The sequence below is a fragment of the Domibacillus iocasae genome (assembly GCF_001750285.1).
Classification (GTDB): Bacteria; Bacillota; Bacilli; order Bacillales; family Domibacillaceae; genus Domibacillus; species Domibacillus iocasae.
On record NZ_MAMP01000003.1, the window covers coordinates 51,729 to 70,389 of the forward strand.

At 43.2% G+C, this 18,661-nt stretch carries 20 protein-coding genes and 1 pseudogene; 13 read left to right on the plus strand and 8 right to left on the minus strand.

Features of this window, described 5'->3' with window-relative positions:
• The first annotated feature begins 278 nt into the window (after nt 1-278).
• Both BA724_RS02230 and BA724_RS02235 read left to right on the plus strand, forming a co-directional pair.
• On the plus strand, nt 279-1,232 hold the full coding sequence (locus BA724_RS02230; RefSeq protein ID WP_069937063.1) for an L-lactate dehydrogenase: 954 nt from the start codon (nt 279-281) through the stop codon (nt 1,230-1,232).
• Between the two features lie 16 nt (nt 1,233-1,248).
• A pseudogene (locus tag BA724_RS02235) lies at nt 1,249-1,589 on the plus strand (L-lactate permease); the annotation flags it as partial.
• A 143-nt stretch (nt 1,590-1,732) separates the two neighbouring features.
• Here BA724_RS02235 and bcaP read toward each other — a convergent pair.
• The 3 genes from bcaP to BA724_RS02250 form a co-directional block, all read right to left on the minus strand.
• Entirely contained in the window at nt 1,733-3,127 is a 1,395-nt protein-coding gene (bcaP, locus tag BA724_RS02240) for a branched-chain amino acid transporter BcaP (RefSeq protein WP_069937065.1), read from the minus strand.
• 402 nt (nt 3,128-3,529) lie between these two features.
• Nucleotides 3,530-4,606 (minus strand): DNA alkylation repair protein, encoded by a 1,077-nt coding sequence (locus tag BA724_RS02245; RefSeq protein WP_069937066.1) that lies wholly within the window; start codon nt 4,604-4,606, stop codon nt 3,530-3,532.
• Nucleotides 4,607-4,704: 98 nt separating this feature from the next.
• Entirely contained in the window at nt 4,705-6,141 is a 1,437-nt protein-coding gene (locus tag BA724_RS02250; protein ID WP_069937067.1) for a flavin-containing monooxygenase, read from the minus strand.
• A 335-nt stretch (nt 6,142-6,476) separates the two neighbouring features.
• Between BA724_RS02250 and BA724_RS02255 the strand changes: the two genes are divergently transcribed.
• From BA724_RS02255 to BA724_RS02270, 4 genes are all read left to right on the plus strand, one after another.
• Nucleotides 6,477-7,085, plus strand: a complete 609-nt coding sequence (locus BA724_RS02255; protein ID WP_069937104.1) for a class I SAM-dependent methyltransferase — start codon at nt 6,477-6,479, stop codon at nt 7,083-7,085.
• Between the two features lie 14 nt (nt 7,086-7,099).
• Nucleotides 7,100-7,330 (plus strand): group-specific protein, encoded by a 231-nt coding sequence (locus tag BA724_RS02260; protein ID WP_069937068.1) that lies wholly within the window; start codon nt 7,100-7,102, stop codon nt 7,328-7,330.
• A 114-nt stretch (nt 7,331-7,444) separates the two neighbouring features.
• Nucleotides 7,445-8,500 carry a dual-specificity RNA methyltransferase RlmN gene (gene rlmN, locus BA724_RS02265; protein WP_069937069.1) on the plus strand — a complete coding sequence of 352 codons (1,056 nt, stop codon included), beginning with the start codon at nt 7,445-7,447 and terminating at the stop codon, nt 8,498-8,500.
• 63 nt (nt 8,501-8,563) lie between these two features.
• Nucleotides 8,564-8,809 (plus strand): hypothetical protein, encoded by a 246-nt coding sequence (locus BA724_RS02270; protein WP_069937070.1) that lies wholly within the window; start codon nt 8,564-8,566, stop codon nt 8,807-8,809.
• 39 nt (nt 8,810-8,848) lie between these two features.
• Here the strand turns inward: BA724_RS02270 and BA724_RS02275 are convergent, their stop codons facing one another.
• The 3 genes from BA724_RS02275 to BA724_RS18230 all read right to left on the minus strand — a co-directional run bounded on the left by BA724_RS02275 (nt 8,849) and on the right by BA724_RS18230 (nt 10,227).
• Nucleotides 8,849-9,259 (minus strand): DUF4395 domain-containing protein, encoded by a 411-nt coding sequence (locus tag BA724_RS02275; RefSeq protein WP_069937071.1) that lies wholly within the window; start codon nt 9,257-9,259, stop codon nt 8,849-8,851.
• Nucleotides 9,260-9,565: 306 nt separating this feature from the next.
• The gene (locus BA724_RS18225) at nt 9,566-9,865 is read right to left on the minus strand and encodes a methyl-accepting chemotaxis protein (RefSeq protein WP_245676126.1); all 300 of its coding nucleotides are present in this window, start codon (nt 9,863-9,865) and stop codon (nt 9,566-9,568) included.
• The gene (locus tag BA724_RS18230) at nt 9,775-10,227 is read right to left on the minus strand and encodes a hypothetical protein (protein ID WP_141719849.1); all 453 of its coding nucleotides are present in this window, start codon (nt 10,225-10,227) and stop codon (nt 9,775-9,777) included. Before BA724_RS18230 ends, BA724_RS18225 begins: the two co-directional genes overlap by 91 nt.
• Before the next feature lie 294 nt (nt 10,228-10,521).
• Here BA724_RS18230 and BA724_RS02285 point away from each other — a divergent pair, with 294 nt between their 5' ends.
• From BA724_RS02285 to BA724_RS02300, 4 genes are all read left to right on the plus strand, one after another.
• Nucleotides 10,522-11,628, plus strand: coding sequence for an HD-GYP domain-containing protein (locus tag BA724_RS02285; protein WP_069937072.1), 1,107 nt, complete (start codon nt 10,522-10,524; stop codon nt 11,626-11,628).
• 64 nt (nt 11,629-11,692) lie between these two features.
• Nucleotides 11,693-12,028, plus strand: coding sequence for an ASCH domain-containing protein (locus tag BA724_RS02290; RefSeq protein ID WP_069937073.1), 336 nt, complete (start codon nt 11,693-11,695; stop codon nt 12,026-12,028).
• Nucleotides 12,028-12,459, plus strand: coding sequence for a DUF2269 family protein (locus BA724_RS02295; RefSeq protein ID WP_069937074.1), 432 nt, complete (start codon nt 12,028-12,030; stop codon nt 12,457-12,459). The genes BA724_RS02290 and BA724_RS02295 overlap by 1 nt, the downstream gene beginning before the upstream one ends.
• Before the next feature lie 20 nt (nt 12,460-12,479).
• A complete protein-coding gene (locus tag BA724_RS02300; protein WP_069937075.1) occupies nt 12,480-13,151 on the plus strand; it encodes a GNAT family acetyltransferase in 672 nt (223 codons plus the stop codon).
• A 32-nt stretch (nt 13,152-13,183) separates the two neighbouring features.
• Here the strand turns inward: BA724_RS02300 and BA724_RS02305 are convergent, their stop codons facing one another.
• Nucleotides 13,184-14,569, minus strand: coding sequence for a sigma-54 interaction domain-containing protein (locus BA724_RS02305; RefSeq protein WP_083256009.1), 1,386 nt, complete (start codon nt 14,567-14,569; stop codon nt 13,184-13,186).
• A 213-nt stretch (nt 14,570-14,782) separates the two neighbouring features.
• Here BA724_RS02305 and BA724_RS02310 point away from each other — a divergent pair, with 213 nt between their 5' ends.
• Genes BA724_RS02310 through BA724_RS02320 form a run of 3 tightly spaced genes read left to right on the plus strand, consistent with a single transcriptional unit; the run spans nt 14,783 to nt 18,274 of the window.
• The gene (locus tag BA724_RS02310) at nt 14,783-16,210 is read left to right on the plus strand and encodes an aldehyde dehydrogenase family protein (protein WP_069937076.1); all 1,428 of its coding nucleotides are present in this window, start codon (nt 14,783-14,785) and stop codon (nt 16,208-16,210) included.
• A gap of 15 nt (nt 16,211-16,225) precedes the next feature.
• A complete protein-coding gene (gene ahlS, locus BA724_RS02315) occupies nt 16,226-17,074 on the plus strand; it encodes an AhlS family quorum-quenching N-acyl homoserine lactonase (RefSeq protein ID WP_046180046.1) in 849 nt (282 codons plus the stop codon).
• 18 nt (nt 17,075-17,092) lie between these two features.
• Nucleotides 17,093-18,274 (plus strand): iron-containing alcohol dehydrogenase, encoded by a 1,182-nt coding sequence (locus tag BA724_RS02320; RefSeq protein ID WP_069937077.1) that lies wholly within the window; start codon nt 17,093-17,095, stop codon nt 18,272-18,274.
• Nucleotides 18,275-18,364: 90 nt separating this feature from the next.
• On the opposite strand, the gene BA724_RS02325 is transcribed toward BA724_RS02320, so the two are convergent.
• Nucleotides 18,365-18,580: a hypothetical protein gene (locus tag BA724_RS02325; protein WP_069937078.1), complete on the minus strand. Its 216-nt coding sequence runs from the start codon at nt 18,578-18,580 to the stop codon at nt 18,365-18,367.
• Nucleotides 18,581-18,661: the final 81 nt, after the last annotated feature.

Here is an 18,661-nt window from a genome sequence, read left to right on the forward strand (position 1 = left end):
TTTTCTGATCCTTCAGAAAAAAAGCGTTTGCCTATTGCATTGGCTTATGACCTGTAGTACAATCTAATTGTGAAACACTTCACAATATCTTTCGAGAAAATTAAGCTTGTTATATATGAATTATTTTTTTATATGTTCATGTGAAAAACTTCACAATGAGTGAGCGTAGAAACAAAAGATTTTTTAAAAGCTCAGTTATTTAAAACAGGTAATGATGTCATCACTTATATTATTATTTGTGAATTTTTTCACAAAATAAATTATTGGAGGCAATTATCATGAATTTTACACAAGGCAACAAAGTTGTTTTAGTTGGGACAGGGGCAGTTGGATCTAGTTATGCGTATGCGTTAATGAACCAGGGCATCAGTGATGAGCTTGTTTTGGTTGATTTAAATGAAGAAAAAGCAAAAGGTGATGTAATGGATTTGGATCATGGTATCGTTTATGCGCCTGGAGCCATGAATATCAAATTCGGCACTTATGAAGACTGCCATGATGCGGCACTTGTGGTGATTTGTGCGGGTGCTGCGCAAAAATCAGGGGAAACACGGTTGGATCTTGTCAGCAAGAATGTGAACATTTTTGAATCAATTGTCGGAAGCATTATGAAGTCTGGATTTAACGGTATTTTCTTAGTTGCCACAAATCCTGTAGACATTTTAGCGTATGCGACATGGAAATTTTCCGGCCTGCCGAAAGAACGGGTCATTGGCTCCGGAACCGTACTCGATTCTGCAAGGTTCCGCTCTGTCTTGGGAAAAGCATTTGACACTGCCCCAACAAGTGTTCACGGATATATTATTGGCGAACACGGAGATTCGCAGCTTCCGGTTTGGAGTTCAGCGAATATCGCCGGTATGCCAGTCGCTCCGGAATTAACAGAAAAACGAAAAGAAGAGATCGCTGTTGAAATTCGTGATGCGGCGTACCAAATTATTAAATCCAAAGGGGCAACATATTATGGAATTGCAACCGGGCTGGCAAGAATAACAAAAGCCATATTAAAAAATGAAAATGTGGTCCTGCCAGTGGGAGCGCTGCTAGAAGGTGAAAATGGGCACAGAGATGTTTATATCGGCATTCCGTCTGTCATTAACCGAGCGGGTGTGAAAAAAGTAATGGAACTTGATCTGGATGATCGGGAAAAAGAAAAGCTTGCCCATTCTGTTCAAACCTTAAAAAATATTCAAGCTGTTATTTGGGAAGAGGTTAAGAATCAAGTAGTTTAAAATAGGAGTCCTTCGTATGTTAGTCAGCACATTCGATCCATTTCAAGTCTTGCACTTTCGGCGTTCATCGCCGCTATTCTAATTCTTTTGTTCCTATTATGCTTGACTTTATTAAAAATGAAAGGCATTTATGCGGTGCTCTTGAACTTGGTAGTGACCTTTTTCATTTTTCTGTTCCTGTTCAAGCTGCCTTTAGGAGAGGCAGCAGGAAGTGTAATCCAGGGGAGATGGCCGATTGGCTATATTATTATGATGGCGGTTTGGCTTTATAAAATTGCCGTGAAATCCGGGAAGTTTGATGTTTTGCGCGGCAGCATCGTGGGAATTTCTCAGGACCAGCGCATCCAGCTCCTGCTGACGGTGAAAAGGAATGAGAGAAATCCCTCTCATTCCTTTTTTGAATTGTAGAAAAGAAGCGGCTGCTTCAGGACTATTTAACAGAGCCACAAAAAACGAGCCTGCATTGTTTATACATGACAATGCAGGCTCACTTTTTACTTTTATTCGTTTGTATTCATCGAGCTGTGCTTTCTGCCGTAGGCAAAATAAACAAGAAGCCCGATTAAAAACCAAACACCGCATGCAATCCATGTATAGATGGAGAGCTGGGTCATTAAAAACAAACATAGGAGGAATGAACAAATCGGTAAAATTGGGAAGAACGGTACTTTAAACCCGCTTGTTGGAATGCTTTTATCCTTTCTAAGATAAAGAATACCAATTGAAACGATTGTAAAAGCAATCAATGTGCCCATGTTCACTAATTCCGCCAATTTAGACAAGGGAGTAAATCCCGCACAAAAAGCGATAAGTATTGAAAAGATCCACGTATTTTTAACCGGTGTTTTATATTTTTCATTAAGCTCATACATCGCTTTTGGCAGCAGTCCATCACGGCCAAATGCATAAAGAAGCCGTGTACCTCCATATAACATGACAAGGATAACCGTCACCATCCCGATAACAGCGCCGAGTGAAATCACGCCGGCCGCCCAATCCTGGTTGACAAGCTGCATAGCGAAGCTGACCGGGTCACTTACGTTCAAGTTTGTGTAAGAAACAATGCCGGTTAACACAAGTGAGACCGCGACGTAAAGCAATGTACAAATTAACAATGAGCCAATAATGCCAATCGGCAAATTGCGCTGCGGATTTTTAACTTCTTCCGCTGCTGAGGAAACGGCATCAAATCCTAGGTAAGCAAAGAATACAAGAGCCGCCCCGCTCAGCACACCATTTACCCCGAACGGCGCAAATGGCTGCCAGTTCGCAGGCTCCACATAAAAAATCCCGACGCCGATAAACAAAAGAATAACGCCTACTTTAACAAACACCATGATCTTATTAAACTTGGCGGATTCCTGGATCCCGCGTGTTAACAAGAAAGCAATGGCCAGCACAACCGCAATAGCCGGTAAGTTTACGTACGTTCCCTCTGCCGGATTAAAAGGTCCCGAGATTGCTTTTGGAATGATAATATTAAATCCTTGCAGTAAAGCTGAAAAATAAGAAGACCAGCCGGTTGCGACCGCGGCAACGGCCAAACCATATTCCAGTACCAGCGCCCAGCCAACTAACCAAGCGACTAATTCTCCAAATACGATATATGCGTACGTATAAGCACTGCCTGTTACAGGTACGGATGAAGCAAATTCTGAATAACACATACCTGCCAGTGCACAAACAATCGCAGCGATAATAAATGAAAAAATAATAGCTGGCCCAGAATGAGTCGCGGCTACTGTTCCAGGAAGGATAAAAATACCGGTTCCGACAATGGCACCAACGCCAAGCAGCATTAAATCAAATGCTCCTAATGTTTGCTTCAGCTGGCGCTGTTCACTTTTTTTCAGTAATTCTTCGATACTTTTTCTTCTAAATAATATATTTCTCATGATTAACCCTCATTCTTTTTAAAAACATGTAGAAAATTCTATACGTTTCTTTTTTAAAGGTCAAATACTTTTTATCGATTTATGACTAATTTTGTCGAATGATGAGATATTTTTCAAATCACATTAAGAATTAGAGGCAGAAATAGTGTATGCAGATTGGCGCATATTATCCTTGATATGAACGAGCTATTTTCGAAAGCTAATAAGTGTTTAACGATGAGAAATACACTTTTCGATTTTAACTATATTTTCATAAGTACATATTGAAAAACTCCAGAGCTGTCTTCTGGAGTTTTCCCTTCTATCTATTAACAGCACTTTAAACAATCCATTCACCACACTTTTAATTTACTTTTTCTTTCATTGGACCGAGGAATCCAATTAGGCGACTATGGATTACGCCTAATTTGTTACTTGAAAGGAAAAGCTACCTTTAGCGATGCCATTCACCAGAATAGTAAGAGTATGCTCACCGACGTAGTGGGTCCGGGTCGTCATATTTCGGAAAGACTGAGTGCGGCTGTATGTTTTGGACTGCCCGCCTGTTAAGAAAGTGTCCGCAAGCTGAAAAATTTTCCGGCTCGGCCGGCCGCTTTTTTTCATATAATCAATCGCGTATTCGATTCGAGCCTTTGTGTCGACGGAAGCGTAAAGTTCCACCGAAAAGTGCAAGGCACCGCCAATTGCGATCGAATTTGTTTCTACAGGTAAGCAGCGCACGGACACATTCTTGCTGCTTGGATAGCCGAATAGGTGCAGCATATCAGGGTTTCCCTGTTTCAAAAGCGTGCGGGAGGCATGCCGTAAAATCCAGTCTGTGTGACGGTTGTGTCCATGTCGCTGCCTGACCAGCTCAATCAAGCATTCCGGATGGGTCTTGGATATATCATTTAAATGATTGGCAACGCTTTTGCGTACATACAAAGAAGGATCTTCTAGCAGTGGCTCCAGCAGTGGAAAAAGGGGGGAGGGATCTTCCTTAAATAGTGGAATAGATTGTCCCCAAGGAAGCCGTGGCCGGGCTCCCTCGCTGGCCAGGCGTCGAATATGTTCATTGTTGTTTTTTATCCACTGTTTCATTTGTGCAAGCATACGGTCTGGATCCATTAACAGAAAAGGGCGTACGGCAAACTCAGAAGTAGAATGCACTGTAAGTTCAGCTAGTGCACCTATGGATTCTTCCCAATGATTCAGCCCATACTGCTCTATGTAATCGGGAAAAACAATCCCTGTGAGCCCTTGGAAATGGGGAGCCGCTTTTTTTAAAATGGACAGTGCTTCATCGTAAGGCTTGTCCATTCCAATGTGAAGCGCGGACGACAGCCGGCGAACACGCTGTTTAAACGCAAGAGCCGCCCAATCGTTTTCATACGTATGATTCAAAAAGCGCTGGCGGTGAAACGAAGCGTCATATCGTTCAAAAACAGCTGCTAATGATTCTACAAATGCCTGATTGAATAAATCCTTTAAGTCTGCCATGTGCTCACCTCTTTTTCACAAGTATACCACATGGAAGGAATGTATGTTTGCATAAATAAAAACACACGATTTCTCGTGTGTTTTAACCTAAAGTTATATTATTGTGCTTTTGCCGGTACATTTACTTTCGGCCACACGCCAGTAAATTCGTGCTCATTGTAAGCAAAAAAGTTTTTTAAGTTTTCTTCGCGATTGTCTAAAAACAGCTGATCCGCTATTTCCGAGACGAGCTTGGGTACGCCATATCGCATGCCCGAGAGAGCTGAAGCGGAAATGCCGCTGTTAATAAGCGCTGAATAATTAAAAGCAAACAAACCGCGGACCTTTTTTTCGCCCTCTCCGCCTCTGCCTGTATAGGCAAAACCGGGTGTAAGGTACGGGTGTGCATCAAGCAGAGGAGACGCTTCTTCTGCGGGCGCCTTGTATCGGTCACTCCAGCGGGCAATATGCTGCTCTACCAGCTTTAATTCTGGACGCAGGGCAGGATCAGTTACAAGTCCTGTGCTGATAACTAAAAAATCAAACGTAAATGTCCCTTTTGGTGTTGTCACAACGGCCCCATTTTCAGAAGCTTTCACATCAAGCCAAGGAGAAGCCAGGTGAAGGTGAAAGCCGGGCCAAGCTGCCGCACGTTCAAATGTGTCATTGGTTGGCGGCTGATTATGCTTGAAAAAGTGCCGGATTGCCGCATATTTATCCGCATCTGATAAAGATGGGAACCGTTCGATCATGCCGGAGACTTCCATTTGGCGAATCGGATTTACGCGTGGCATTTCGTTGCGGCGGATAAAAATATGCGCTTCTGCTACGCCTTGTGACAGGGCAAAATTTGCATTATCAAATGCAGAAGCACCGCCGCCAAGCACCGCTGTTTTTTTTCCTTTTAAGGAGTTAAAATCGATTGTTTCAGATGTGTGAGCATACAGGTGACGCGGCAGGTTGTCAGAAATCATGGGCGGGATATGCCACTCGCCGCCGCCTTGAATGCCGGTCGCTAAAACGACTTTTCGCGCTAAAAGCGTAGGAGAAGAAGCGCCTGAACCTCCGATGTGCAGACGATAAATTCCATCGTCGCCGGGTTCCAGAAGATTTAACTTCATTTCATTAACGACAGGCAGGTTAAGGACATTCCGATACCAGCGTAAATAATTCATCCAGTCGCCGCGTGGAATTTTATCAATTGCTTCCCAGCCTTCAGCCCCATGCTGCGCCTCCCACCATGAGCGGAACGTCAACGAGGGAATACCAAGGTCAATAGAGGTTAAATGTTTTGGCGTTCGGAGTGTCATCATCCGTGCATATGTGACCCACGGTCCTTCTAAGCCTTCACTGTTTTCATCAATGACGAGAATATTTGAAACCCGCTCACGCAATAAACCGAAGGCTGCACCTAATCCGCTTTGACCGCCGCCAACAATGATAACATCGTAAACATGTCCGTCTGGATGGCTGACGGGCTGAACCCAATTAGATCCTCCAAAAGCAAGGTAAGAAAGGTCAGACTTAACTCGTTCATTTAACTTATCTAAGCTCAAAATGATTCATTCCTTTCAAGTAAATATTTTTTAACCGAATAAGTAATGAGCAGTTGATAAGCAACTAGTCAAATTTTTAATGATTTAATGTTACTTTTTATCACATATTAAGTTATATAAGTATACATTACCATTTTTCGTTTGTTTTTTCTTGTATATTTTATCTGAGTATTCATTTTTTTGTTAGCTATCATCACTAAAAGCAAAATAAATAACCTTGTATAAGCGATGCTTTGCATGAAATAACGAGATAAAGCGGGTGTTTCAGTTGCCCGGAAGTTCAAAAATGATAAAATGAACAAAATAAGGATGTTTAAAAAGAGGGCGTTAACATGATAAATGATGCGGTGTATGACGAGCAGCTATCGATTAAAACAACAGGCGACCAGCAAGGATTCCCACAGCTGTCGCATTATCATCGTTATGAACCGACGCCGTATGCCGGGCTTGATCAGCTGTTTGAACGCTGTGAACTTGACAGGACCGATGGTTTTGTCGATGTCGGCTGCGGAAAAGGGCGGGTGGCTTTTTATGTGCATCATCGTTTTGGAGCATCGGTGACGGGAATTGAAATGAATCCAGCTTTTTTTGATGTGTGTCTTCAAAACAAAATAGGGTATATGAAAAAAAGAAAGCGTCAGCGGGGGTTTATTGATTTTCAATGTAGGATGGCGCAGGATTATGAAGTAAAAGCGGAGGATACCGTTTTTTACTTTTTCAACCCATTTTCGGTTCAAATTTTCATGAAGGTAATCCAGCACATTTTAGCTTCGGTTGAGCATTTTCCACGGAAAGTAACGATTATTTTGTATTATCCTTCTGACGAATACGTTTATTTTTTGCAAAATCAAACTATATTCAAATGGCGGGACGAGGTGCAGCTGCACGGCTTGTATGAAAAAAATGAAAATGAGCGATTTGTTCTTTTTCAAAATGAAAAGTAGAGGAGTGTTGTGAAATGAGTGAATGTAAATTGGATCATTCGTATGCGGATGTGGTGAATAAGCTTGAAAGCCAGAAGTCGTTTCTTCCGGAAGATCTGTATGGCTGGGTGCAGCATTATTTAAAGGAAGAACGGACACAGGACTTGTTAAATGAACTTTTTCATTTATTGAAAAAATATGACCTTGTTTCTGAAGAAGAACGGGAAGTCCGGAATAACCGTCTGACAATGATTGTGAATAATTAATGCATCAAACCAGAAGCCGCTGGCACATTTCAATACTTGTGCCGGCGGCTTATTTGCGTTATTTTAAAAGGTAGAACATTTTTAATTTATGTAATGAAAAGAGGATATATATAAATGAACAAAGAATCCATTTACGGATTGACGTTTGAGCAGCTGGAAGCATGGCTTCTGCCATATGGATATAAAAAGTTTTGGGCACAGCGGGTGTGGGATTGGCTGTACCGGAAGCGGGTAACAGAATTTGATGCGATGACAGATGTAAAGCCTGAATGTGTTGAACTGTTAAAAGAGCACTTTGTTCTTCATACGCTGACAGAACATGTGAAGCAGGAATCGCATGATGGAACAATTAAATTTTTGTTTAAATTAACGGATGGCAATTTAATCGAAACCGTGATGATGCGCCACAAGTTCGGCTTGTCGGTCTGTGTGACGACACAAGTTGGCTGCAACATTGGCTGCAGCTTTTGTGCGAGTGGGCTTCTGAAGAAAACACGCGACCTGTCAAGCGGCGAAATTGTGGAACAAATTATGAATGTGCAGCATGCGTTGGATGAAGCCGGCAATGGTGAAAAAGTAAGCCACATTGTCGTAATGGGCATCGGCGAACCGTTCGATAATTTCGAAAACATGATGAACTTCCTGAAAGTCGTCATTGATCAAAAAGGGCTGGAAATCGCAGCGCGCCACATTACGGTATCAACAAGCGGCTTGGCGGATAAGATTTATGAATTTACTGATACGAAGATTCCGGTTAATTTAGCAATTTCTTTGCATGCACCAAACAATGAGCTTCGGACGCAGATTATGAAAATCAATCGGGCGATCCCGCTCGAAAAGCTTATGGCTGCAGTTGATTATTATTTGGAAAACACGAATCGGCGGATTACCTTTGAATATATTTTGCTAAAAGGCGTAAATGATCGGGTGGAAGACGCATTAGAACTCGCAGAACTAATCGGACATAAAAAGCAGTACGTCAATTTGATTCCATATAATCCGGTTGATGAGCATGGCCAATATCAAAGAAGCACCCCGGAAGCGATCATGGCGTTTTATGATACGCTGAAGAAAAAAGGCCTCAACTGTGTCGTACGTCAGGAGCATGGCACCGACATTGATGCAGCCTGCGGTCAATTAAGAAGCAAACAAATTCAAAAAGCACAATAAAAGAAACGAAAAGCGGGTATAGGAATAAGATAAAGCAGAAAGATGAATAGGGGGGCGCTGAAGATGGATTTTCTTCTGGTCGGATTCCTTTTATGGGGGCTGTTGATTGCCGCTGTCATTCTGCTTATTTTAGGCTTATGGAAAAACTCGTGGAAAGCACTCCTTTGGAGCGGAATCGCGTTTTTGCCGCCGATGCTGCTTATTGCATTAGGACACGATGGATTTATATTCAAGCTGGCGCTGCTTATACCGGCTGCGGTTATTGCGGGCGCGGTTTATATGAAAAAGCGAATGATGTATTTTATGTAAAAAAAAGCTGAACCTTTTTATAGGGTTCAGCTTTTTTTATTAAGCGCGTGTCCGCCGGCGGTGGCGCCACATCATGTATTGATAGCGAATAAAGCAGCCAATGCAAAAGCCCATCAATGCGACAGCCGCGGCGGCGATTACCATAATGCCAAATGCGTAGCCGGCTGCTGTCCATCCCGCGTAAAAAGAAAGAAGGGAAAGGGCAAGGCAGATTGTCGCAATCCATTGATTAAAAATCTGCTGGTCTTTGTCTTCTTGAATATATTGATTGGCCGGCTTTTTCAAAAACGGGCGGCTGAATAAAATAATCGGATTTTTCTTTGTTACGAGTGTGTAAACACCAATTAAAAATGGCAGAAATAAAATTGCCGGATGAATGATTAATCCTGCTAAAACGGACAGAACCATAAACATTTGATTCGTTTGAACAAGTGGTTTTGGAATACCCATACACGTTCACCTTCCTTTATGCACATTATACAAAGTTAATTAATCGGAATAAAGAATATTGCTCATAAAAAAGTATTTCATATCCTGACAGCGCAATTCTATTAGAATTGCCTCCCCCCTACACTCCTTAATTTTTACAGTGGGTTTCGTTGTCTAGCCGCAGTTCCATCTATAATCTAGCTGCATATTTATTTAAATCTTTGCTCATCTGCTCAATTTCATTAATGAAAGAAGAAATTTCCTGTGTTGAGACTGCTTGATTTGTGCCAGCTGAAACAATTTTTTCGATTGATTCCGAAATTTCATTCATGGATTTCTGAACTGTAAGAAGAGTCGAACGGATTTTTCAGTTGAGGCAACGGTTTCATGAGAAAGTTTACGAATCTCTTTTGCTACAACATCAAATCCGCGTCCCATATCGCCTGCCCGTGCAGCTTCAATAGAAGAATTCAAGCCAAGCAAGTTCGTTTGATCCGCCACTTTTTTTATAAAGTCGATTACGTCATCTGTTTGTTTTACTTCAGAGACCGTCTGGCTCGTATTAGCCAGACGGTCTGCACTGTTTGTAATGACAGAAATTTGATTGTTTGCTTGTCCAATCGACAAAACCATTTGATCAGAAATGCGCCACAATTTTTTTCATCTTGTTCTTGTAATTGAATCGCGACAGCCCCGATTACTTGGTTTCCTTCAACGATCGGTGCAGCCAGCCCGGTAAAAGGGAAGCCGAAAAACTCAGCAGCCACTTCCTGGCGGATCAGCTTTCCCATACTAATGCAGTCTGCCAGTGGTTCATTCGGCTTGATTTTCATTCCTTTTCTAGCACCGATATCAATCTTTGTTCCGGGATAATAAGCAAGCCATTCTTCTGTATCGGAAAGACCGATTCCGACATGTAGCAGCATGGAATGAACAAGCGGAATGGCCTTGATCAATGAGTCAAGCAGGATGTTTTCAGTTAAAACCACTATTTCTTTAAGACTGTGAATATGTTAAAACTCCTGGGAAAATAGATTTAAACCGATCGTATTACGAACCGAATACGATAGTATATAAATAGCTGTTTTACAGCACATTCATTGTCAAAAAAAGAATAAAAAAGTTAAAAAAGATTGATGACTGTCGGATAAAGTCGAATTTCTGAAAAATAGGGTAATTTGTCATGGTATAATAAGTGAGAATACTTAGCTGAGTTATGGCTTAAAAGCGTGGACTGAGGCTTTCCAAAAGTTGGCTTTTAAACGAGAAGGGGGGAAAAAGACATGCGGTTAATAGCACTGGAAAACTGCGGGCCCGGCACGAAACTGGGAAAATCTATTTATAATGAAAAAGGGAAGGTTCTTCTAACGAAAGGAACTGAACTAACGCCTCCATTAATCAAACGATTAAGAAAATATAATATTTCAGCCGTGTATATAGAGGATGAGCTATCGGAAGGAATTGAGATTGTCGAGGCGATTCCAGCAGAGCTTCGGATCGAGGCAATCGGCCTGATTACGGAAGGGTTTCATATCATTGCAGATCTGCGCTCTTCAAGGCACGTGCAGGGTATGATGAAATCAGACCGGGTCATTCGGAGTTTTCAAAAAGTATTCCGGGACATTCACAGCTATTTATCAAGCAACCAGCAGGCGCTTAATTTGCTCGCTACGACAAAAATCCACGAAGACTACGTGTATACTCATTCACTTAACACATCCATGTACACATGCCAGCTGGCCATTGAGAACGGGCTGCCGATTAAAAGTATTGAAGAAATGGGCCTTGGTGCGATGCTTCATGATCTTGGAAAGTTGTATATCCCAAAAGAAATACTCAATAAGCCGGGCAAATTAACAGGCGAGGAATTTGATGTAGTGAAAAAGCATTGTGAACTTGGCTTTGAAATATTGCGGAAAATTGATGGGCTGCCGCTTTCCGTCGCGCATTGTGCTTTTCAGCATCACGAACGGATGGACGGGCTTGGATATCCGCGTGGTTTAACGGAAAATGAAATTCATCGTTTTGCGAAACTTCTCAGTGTGGCGGATGTGTTTGAAGCCGTAACCAGCTCACGGGTGTACCGGACGGCTATGCTGCCGCATAAAGGGCTTGAGCTTTTGTATGCAGGAAGCGGAACACAGTTTGAAAGCCGCCAGGTCCAGTTATTTAAAGAGTGCATTGCCGTTTATCCACCGGGACTGCCAGTTAAACTGAACGATGGACGGGTTGGGATTGTGTCAAAATATCATTTCCGTTCTGCAGGAAGACCTGAAGTCCGGATTTTCCGGGATGAAGAAGGGCGCAATGTATCGCCATATGAAATCGATCTGACCGCGTCTGAACATTTGGCGGTTGATATTGTTGAAGCGGACGCTCTGCTCAATTGACAAGAGAGCAGGGGAATATGATAAAGTGAAAGCCTATACAACTTTGATTAAGTGAGGGTTTAAAATGACAAATCAACGTGAGCTGCCGCCCAAAACATGTACAATTGAGCGGCTTGTAACGATGAAAGAAGATGTACAAAAAGTATTAAGCGGAGAAAAAACAGCGACACGCCGTAATGGACGCTACGCGGATATCGGTGAAGTGATGACACTTGAAGGCCGTGATTTTGTGGTTGAAAATGTGTATTCCCAATCACTTGGCGAATTAACAGACAATCATGCAAAACAAGAAGGATTTGCGACGGTTGAAGACTACAAAAATGCGATTTTGTCCTATCATCCGGGCATGCCTTGGCTGCCGCATATGCGTGTATGGGTGCATGAATTCCGCGCCGTGTAATGTATGAACTAATTTTGTATGTACATATTTTCAGTGCGATTCTTTCAATCGGTCCTTTTTTTGTGCTTGTACCGATGACGAAAAAAATAAGAACAGCACATTATGATGTGCTGCTTGCTTATTTGGATGTGTTCCGGTCCGCTGTGCGTATCGTGAAACATGCCGGTCATGTTCTAGTGACAACGGGTGTACTGCTCATTTGGCAAAGCGCCTGGACGTGGGGGACATCGTGGATTATCATGACGATAGGGGTCATGGTCGTTTCGATTGTCTTTCTCGCGCGGGCATTTACACCGGTCATTCGTCAGTTTCATGCAGGTGAACGGACACAAAATGACTTGGCCGCCAAGCTGCACCGGGCAGTATGGGTGTACATTAGCATCTTGGCACTTATGTTATGGTTTATGACGGCAAAGCCGGCATTTTGGTAAATGGAAAAGGAGGAATGAAAGTGGAGTATATTCAAATTAACAGCATTAACGACCCGATGTTTGCGCGTTTGCATAAAACGATGCAGGACGTGTTTCCACCAGAAGAAGTGCTGGAATATGAGTTATGGGCGGAACCGCTGAAAGACCCGACGATCCGCGTGTTTCTAGTAGTTCAGGACGATGAAGTAGTGGGTGTGACTGAATATCGCTACAATAAAGAGTTGAACGTGGCTATGACAGATTTCACCATTATTGTAAAAGAAGGGCTTGGTGTCGGTCCGTTTTTAGCGAAAAAACGCTACGAAGATTTAATGCGGCTCGCACAAGAGCACAATCTTGATTTGATTGGCATGTTTGCGGAAATTTATGATCCGTACCGTATGACAGACCATTCGTTTGCAGGTATTAAGGTGATGGATCCATTTGTGCGGCGTGAAGTGCTTTCCCACCTCGGCTACATGCGCCTTGATTTCCCGTATGTCCATCCGGCATGGACAAACGAAGGAGAGGCGGTTAATCATTTAGACCTTTGCTTCCAGCCATTTAAAGAAAACATTCACTCACTTAAAGCAAGCTTTATTCGTGACTTCATTACCGGCTACTATTCGGTTCTATCGAATAAGCCTCGGGAATGGAACAATATGGTGGCAGACCTTGAAAAAAGAGATGACATACAATTAAAGCCGTTATAAGAACCAGCGAATGTTTCACGTGAAACATTCGCTTATTCTTTTGTCATTTGCCATTTTTTCATCTTTTTCACAAGTGTGGAATGGTCAACACCAAGAAAGTTCGCTGTTTTTCGAATCGATGTATTTTTTTGCAGGGCATCCTGAACGATCCGTTTTTCGTACTGTTCCACACGCTGCTTCATTGTAGTGGGAGCAACAATGTCCAGCTGAGTTGTAAAATGAGGCGGAAGGTCGACCGGTTCAATAGTGAAAGAAGGGACAGACACAAGCATGCTTTCGACTAAGTTTCTTAGCTCGCGTACATTGCCGGGCCAATGGTAGTTTTGTAAAATACGTTTCGTTTCCTCCGATACATTCTTTTTAATAGCATATTGCCGGCTAAAATAAGCAAAAAAGTGATCAAGAAGAATTTCAATATCTTCCGGCCGTTCACAAAGCGGTGGAATGGACAGTTCCACGACTTGCAGCCGGTAATACAAGTCCTCACGAAACAGTCCTTTTAAAACGAGCTCTTTCAGTTTTTTATTCGTTGCGGAAATGATACGGATATCTAATTGTTTCGTCTCGGTGCCGCCGACACGCTGAATTTTTTTTTCCTGAAGGACACGCAGCAGTTTTACTTGAAGAGGCAATGGCATTTCCCCGATTTCATCAAGCAGGACCGTTCCTTTATCAGCGAGCTCCAGCAATCCGATTTTCCCTTCATTGCGCGCCCCGGTGAAAGCTCCTTTTTCATACCCGAACAACTCCGATTCGAGCAGCTGCTCTGGGATGGCTCCACAGTTTACTTTAATAAACGGTTCGTCTTTCCGGTCGCTTAATTGATGAATCAAGTTGGCAATGACTTCTTTGCCCGCACCGCTTGGACCGGATAAAAGTACACTTGTTGGAAACGGAGCAATCTGGTGGATTTTATGAATAATCTCTTTCATTCGCATGCTTTGGAAAATAATCTGTTCATCGGAGCCGTCTGTTGAAAACGTATAGCGGTTTTGGCTGAGCTGTGAGAACGTTTTTGCTTTCGTTAATTCTTTTGTCAGTTCATTTAAATGCGTAAGATCGCGGACACTGGTAACAACCATCGAGATTGCCCCTGATTCATCAAACACAGGATTTCCAGTCGCGATGACATCTTTTTTTTGCTGGCCGATCTGCTGTAAAATTGAAATTCGTTTCTTTTCGTTCAATACGAGCAATGAAACAGACTGATCCAAATAACCTCGTTTTATTAAATCACCCATATGAAACCCGATTAATTCTTCCCGCTTAAATCCTGTAATTTCTTCATAAGCCGTGTTGACAAATAGTGTAACTCCTTCATGATTTACCACATAAAGTCCATCTGCTGAAAACTCAATGATTTTCTCCATTTGACGGAATGCTTTTAAGGATACGTTTTCAAATAAAGGAACCTGCATATGTATCACTCTTTTCTTTGCAGTAATTGGTGAAAAAAATCACCAATGTAGGAAAAAAATCACCACTAAATAAATCGTTCATAATTGGGGGATTTAGTTTCTTTTTGGTGAATTTTATCACCAACTAATTTGAAAAACAACAAAAAACCCCTTTTTATAGAGCGTTTTCATTTTGGCACACCTCTTGCATTATAAAAATCGAGGAGGGATCAAATGCAAACAAAGAATTTATATATAAATGGGAAGGAAAAGCAGATAAATCGAACATATACACTTTATTCACCGTACAATCAGGATGCACTGGCTGAGATTGCAATGGCGGATGAAAATGATGTAAAAGAAGCCATTGCCGGCGCCCATTCTGCCTATGAAAAAATGAAAGAAATGCCTGCCCATGAGCGGTCGGCGATCTTAAGTCGTGTTGCACAGTTGTTAAGCGAACGGAAAGAAGAAGCGGCACGAATCATTGCGCTTGAAGCGGGCAAGCCAATTCGGACGGCAAGGGGCGAGGTGGATCGGACAATTGTCACATATCAGTTTGCGGCAGAAGAAGCAAAACGCATTTATGGGGAAACGATTCCGATGGATGCAGCACCTGGTGGTGAAAACCGGATCGGCTTTACATGGCGTGAACCATTAGGCGTCGTTACCGCGATCAGCCCGTTTAACTTTCCATTCAATTTGGTCGCTCATAAGCTGGGCCCGGCATTTGCGGCGGGAAACACGGTTGTGTTAAAGCCTGCCGAGCAAACGCCGTTAAGTGCATATTTTATGGCTGATCTATTTCAGCAGGCCGGACTGCCGGACGGGGCACTTCAAGTGATCACCGGCAGCGGAAAAGAGCTAAGCGAGGCGCTCGTTACTGATCCTTTTGTGAAAAAAGTGACCTTTACTGGAAGTGCAGCAGTAGGAAAAATCATAAAAAAACAAGCAGGCTTGCGAAAAGTGACACTGGAGCTCGGTTCAAACTCAGGATTAATTGTCGAACCGGATGTACCGCTTGAAAAAATAATCCCACGCTGCGTAGAAGGTGCCTTTGCATTCGCCGGACAAGTCTGCATTTCATTGCAGCGAATTTATGTTCATTCAGCCATTTATGATGAATTTTGCGAGCGGTTTATTGAACGGGCAAAAACTTTAAAAACAGGCGACCCACTGGATGAAACGACTGATGTAAGCACCATGATCAGCGAGCGGGAAACCGATAGAATTTCATCGTGGGTAGAAGAAGCGGTAGAACAAGGAGCGTCTATCGGACTTGGCGGATCAGTAAAAGAAGGGATGTTTGAACCGACGGTGCTGCTTAATGTGACCGAACAAATGGCGGTCTCCTGCCAGGAAACATTTGCGCCGGTCGTATCGATTGTTAAATACGATGAATTGGATGAGGCCATTGATCTGGTGAACCGTTCTGTTTACGGATTGAACGTCGCCATTTATACGCAAAACATAATGAATGCTATGCATGCAGCGCGAAAATTCGAATCAGGCGGCGTTATCATTAATGATATTCCGACATTCCGCCTTGATCATATGCCATACGGCGGCGTGAAAGACAGCGGCTACGGCCGCGAGGGAATTAAATATGCCGTGCAGGAAATGACAGAACTAAAATTTGTCACGATTAAAACAACATTTTAAAGGGGGAAAAAGAGTATGTGCAACATTATTAAGCCGAACCCGAAACTGTATGTGATGGACAATGGGCGGATGCAAATGGATAAAAACTGGATGATTGCGATGCATAATCCAGCAACAATTGATAACCCGAATGCACCAACTGAATTTGTGGAATTTCCTGTTTACACAGTGCTGATTGATCATCCGGCGGGCAAAATTTTGTTTGATACAGCGTGCAATCCGAACTCGATGGGGCCTGAAGGAAGATGGACCGAAACTACGCAGAAAATGTTCCCGATTTCGATGAGTGAAGAATGCTATTTGCACAACCGCCTGGAAGAATTAAACGTCCGGCCGGAAGACATTAAATATGTTGTGGCATCTCACCTTCACCTTGATCACGCCGGTTGCTTGGAACTATTTACCAATGCAACGATTATCGTCCACGAAGATGAATTGAACGGCACGCTTCAGTCGTATGCACGTAATCAAAAAGAAGGGGCTTATATTTGGAGCGATATTGACGCATGGATTAAAAATAATCTGCAATGGCGGACAGTTAAGCGCGGGGAGGATAACCTGGAGCTTGCGGAAGGCATTAAAGTATTGAACTTCGGAAGCGGTCATGCATGGGGAATGATCGGACTGCACATCAATATGCCGGAAACAGGCGGCATTATTCTTGCTTCTGACGCCATTTACACAGCAGAAAGCTTCGGACCGCCAATTAAGCCGCCTGGCATTATTTACGACTCACTTGGCTACGCCAACAGCGTCGAAAAAATCCGGCGCCTTGCGCAGGAAACGAACTCACAGGTTTGGTTCGGGCATGATCCGGATCAGTTTAAAACATTCCGAAAATCAACAGAAGGATACTACGAATAAAAGAAAGGAGAGCGAACAATGAGCACTGCTAAAATTGTTTTTGCGCCATTAAGCTATACCGGGTGGGGATCGCTTTCACAGCTCGTGCCGGAAGTCGAAAAATATGCACCGAAGAATCTATTAGTGATTACCGATCCAATGCTTGAAAAAATTGGACTGACGAAACAAGTGACTGATCCGCTTGAAGCGAAAGGATACAACGTGACTGTTTACACGGATGTGGTACCAGAGCCGCCTCTTGCAACGGGTGAAAAGCTCGTTTCGTTTACACGGGAAGGCGGGTTTGACCTCGTCATTGGAGTTGGAGGAGGAAGCGCGCTTGACCTGGCCAAGCTTGCTGCTGTTTTAAGTGTGCATGAAGGGTCCGTTAAAGACTATTTAAATTTATCCGGAACAAAGCAGCTGACGGAAAAAGGATTACCTAAAATATTAATTCCGACAACAGCGGGCACCGGATCAGAAGTAACGAATATTTCTGTTCTGTCACTGGAAACGACGAAAGATGTTGTGACACATGATTATTTGCTTGCAGATGCCGCTATTGTCGATCCAGAACTGACCGTTTCAGTGCCGGAGAAAGTGACAGCAGCCACCGGAATTGATGCGCTGACGCATGCGGTAGAAGCGTACATTTCTGTTAATGCCAGTCCGGTCACTGACGCCCTGGCGTTGCAGGCGATCCGTTTAATCGGGCGGTCACTTCGCAAAGCGGTGAAAGACGGTGGGGATCAGCAGGCTCGTACCGATATGAGCAACGGCAGCTACATTGCTGGCCTTGCATTCTTTAATGCGGGTGTTGCCGGCGTTCACGCGCTTGCATATCCGATTGGCGGCCAATTTCACATTTCACACGGTGAATCAAATGCCGTGTTGCTTCCATACGTCATGGGTTATATTCGTAAAAGCTGTCAAGTGAAAATGGCGGATATTCTCGACGCTCTCGGCGGGAATTCAGCCTTTTTGTCAGAAGAAGAAGCGTCTTACAAATGTGTCGAAGAGCTTGAGAGAATCGTTAAAGATGTCGGTATCCCATCTACATTAGGCGGGTTTGACATCCCTGAATCCGCTCTTGAAAGCTTGACAAAAGACGGCGCTCAGCAAAAACGGATTCTCGCCAGAAGCCCGCTGCCATTAAAAGAAGAAGATATCCGGGCAATTTATCAGTCTGCTTTTACCGGAACAATTGCGGAGCCGTCCTGAAGCGGGCAAAATAAATCTTTTTGTTTCATGCGAAGCATTCACTCATAATAAATCCCGGCCTGTTATTAAAACAGGGCGGGATTTATTTCTTCAATAACGGCGAGGACCACAGCAATTTCTTGGATAGCCGGGATCCACGACTTCATTTCTTGTAATTGGCTGATAGATGTGGCGCGGTACGTTCACAATATGCTGACGGTTAATGGTAATAACCGGGTGAATAACCGGTACTTCACGTGTTGTATACGTATCTTTTACTACGCATTTCGGTGGGCAGACAATCGGACGGACATGACGACGATGCATTTTTATCACCTCCACGTTTCTTTATAAGCAGTAAATGCATTTCCAGCCCTTTCCGCAACGGACAAACATCCAATGGGTCAA

Bases quoted from the DNA above. Each gene is read 5' to 3' on its own strand.
- bcaP (WP_069937065.1), bottom strand. From the start codon at position 3,127: ATGAGAAATATATTATTTAGAAGAAAAAGTATCGAAGAATTACTGAAA.
- BA724_RS02270 (WP_069937070.1), top strand. From the start codon at position 8,564: ATGGATTTTCTTCTGGTCGGATTCCTTTTATGGGGGCTGTTGATTGCC.
- BA724_RS02310 (WP_069937076.1), top strand. From the start codon at position 14,783: ATGCAAACAAAGAATTTATATATAAATGGGAAGGAAAAGCAGATAAAT.
- BA724_RS02230 (WP_069937063.1), top strand. From the start codon at position 279: ATGAATTTTACACAAGGCAACAAAGTTGTTTTAGTTGGGACAGGGGCA.
- BA724_RS02245 (WP_069937066.1), bottom strand. From the start codon at position 4,606: ATGGCAGACTTAAAGGATTTATTCAATCAGGCATTTGTAGAATCATTA.
- BA724_RS02305 (WP_083256009.1), bottom strand. From the start codon at position 14,569: ATGCAGGTTCCTTTATTTGAAAACGTATCCTTAAAAGCATTCCGTCAA.
- BA724_RS02285 (WP_069937072.1), top strand. From the start codon at position 10,522: ATGCGGTTAATAGCACTGGAAAACTGCGGGCCCGGCACGAAACTGGGA.
- BA724_RS02275 (WP_069937071.1), bottom strand. From the start codon at position 9,259: ATGGGTATTCCAAAACCACTTGTTCAAACGAATCAAATGTTTATGGTT.
- BA724_RS02320 (WP_069937077.1), top strand. From the start codon at position 17,093: ATGAGCACTGCTAAAATTGTTTTTGCGCCATTAAGCTATACCGGGTGG.
- BA724_RS02325 (WP_069937078.1), bottom strand. From the start codon at position 18,580: ATGCATCGTCGTCATGTCCGTCCGATTGTCTGCCCACCGAAATGCGTA.
- BA724_RS02295 (WP_069937074.1), top strand. From the start codon at position 12,028: ATGTATGAACTAATTTTGTATGTACATATTTTCAGTGCGATTCTTTCA.
- rlmN (WP_069937069.1), top strand. From the start codon at position 7,445: ATGAACAAAGAATCCATTTACGGATTGACGTTTGAGCAGCTGGAAGCA.
- BA724_RS02290 (WP_069937073.1), top strand. From the start codon at position 11,693: ATGACAAATCAACGTGAGCTGCCGCCCAAAACATGTACAATTGAGCGG.
- BA724_RS02260 (WP_069937068.1), top strand. From the start codon at position 7,100: ATGAGTGAATGTAAATTGGATCATTCGTATGCGGATGTGGTGAATAAG.
- ahlS (WP_046180046.1), top strand. From the start codon at position 16,226: ATGTGCAACATTATTAAGCCGAACCCGAAACTGTATGTGATGGACAAT.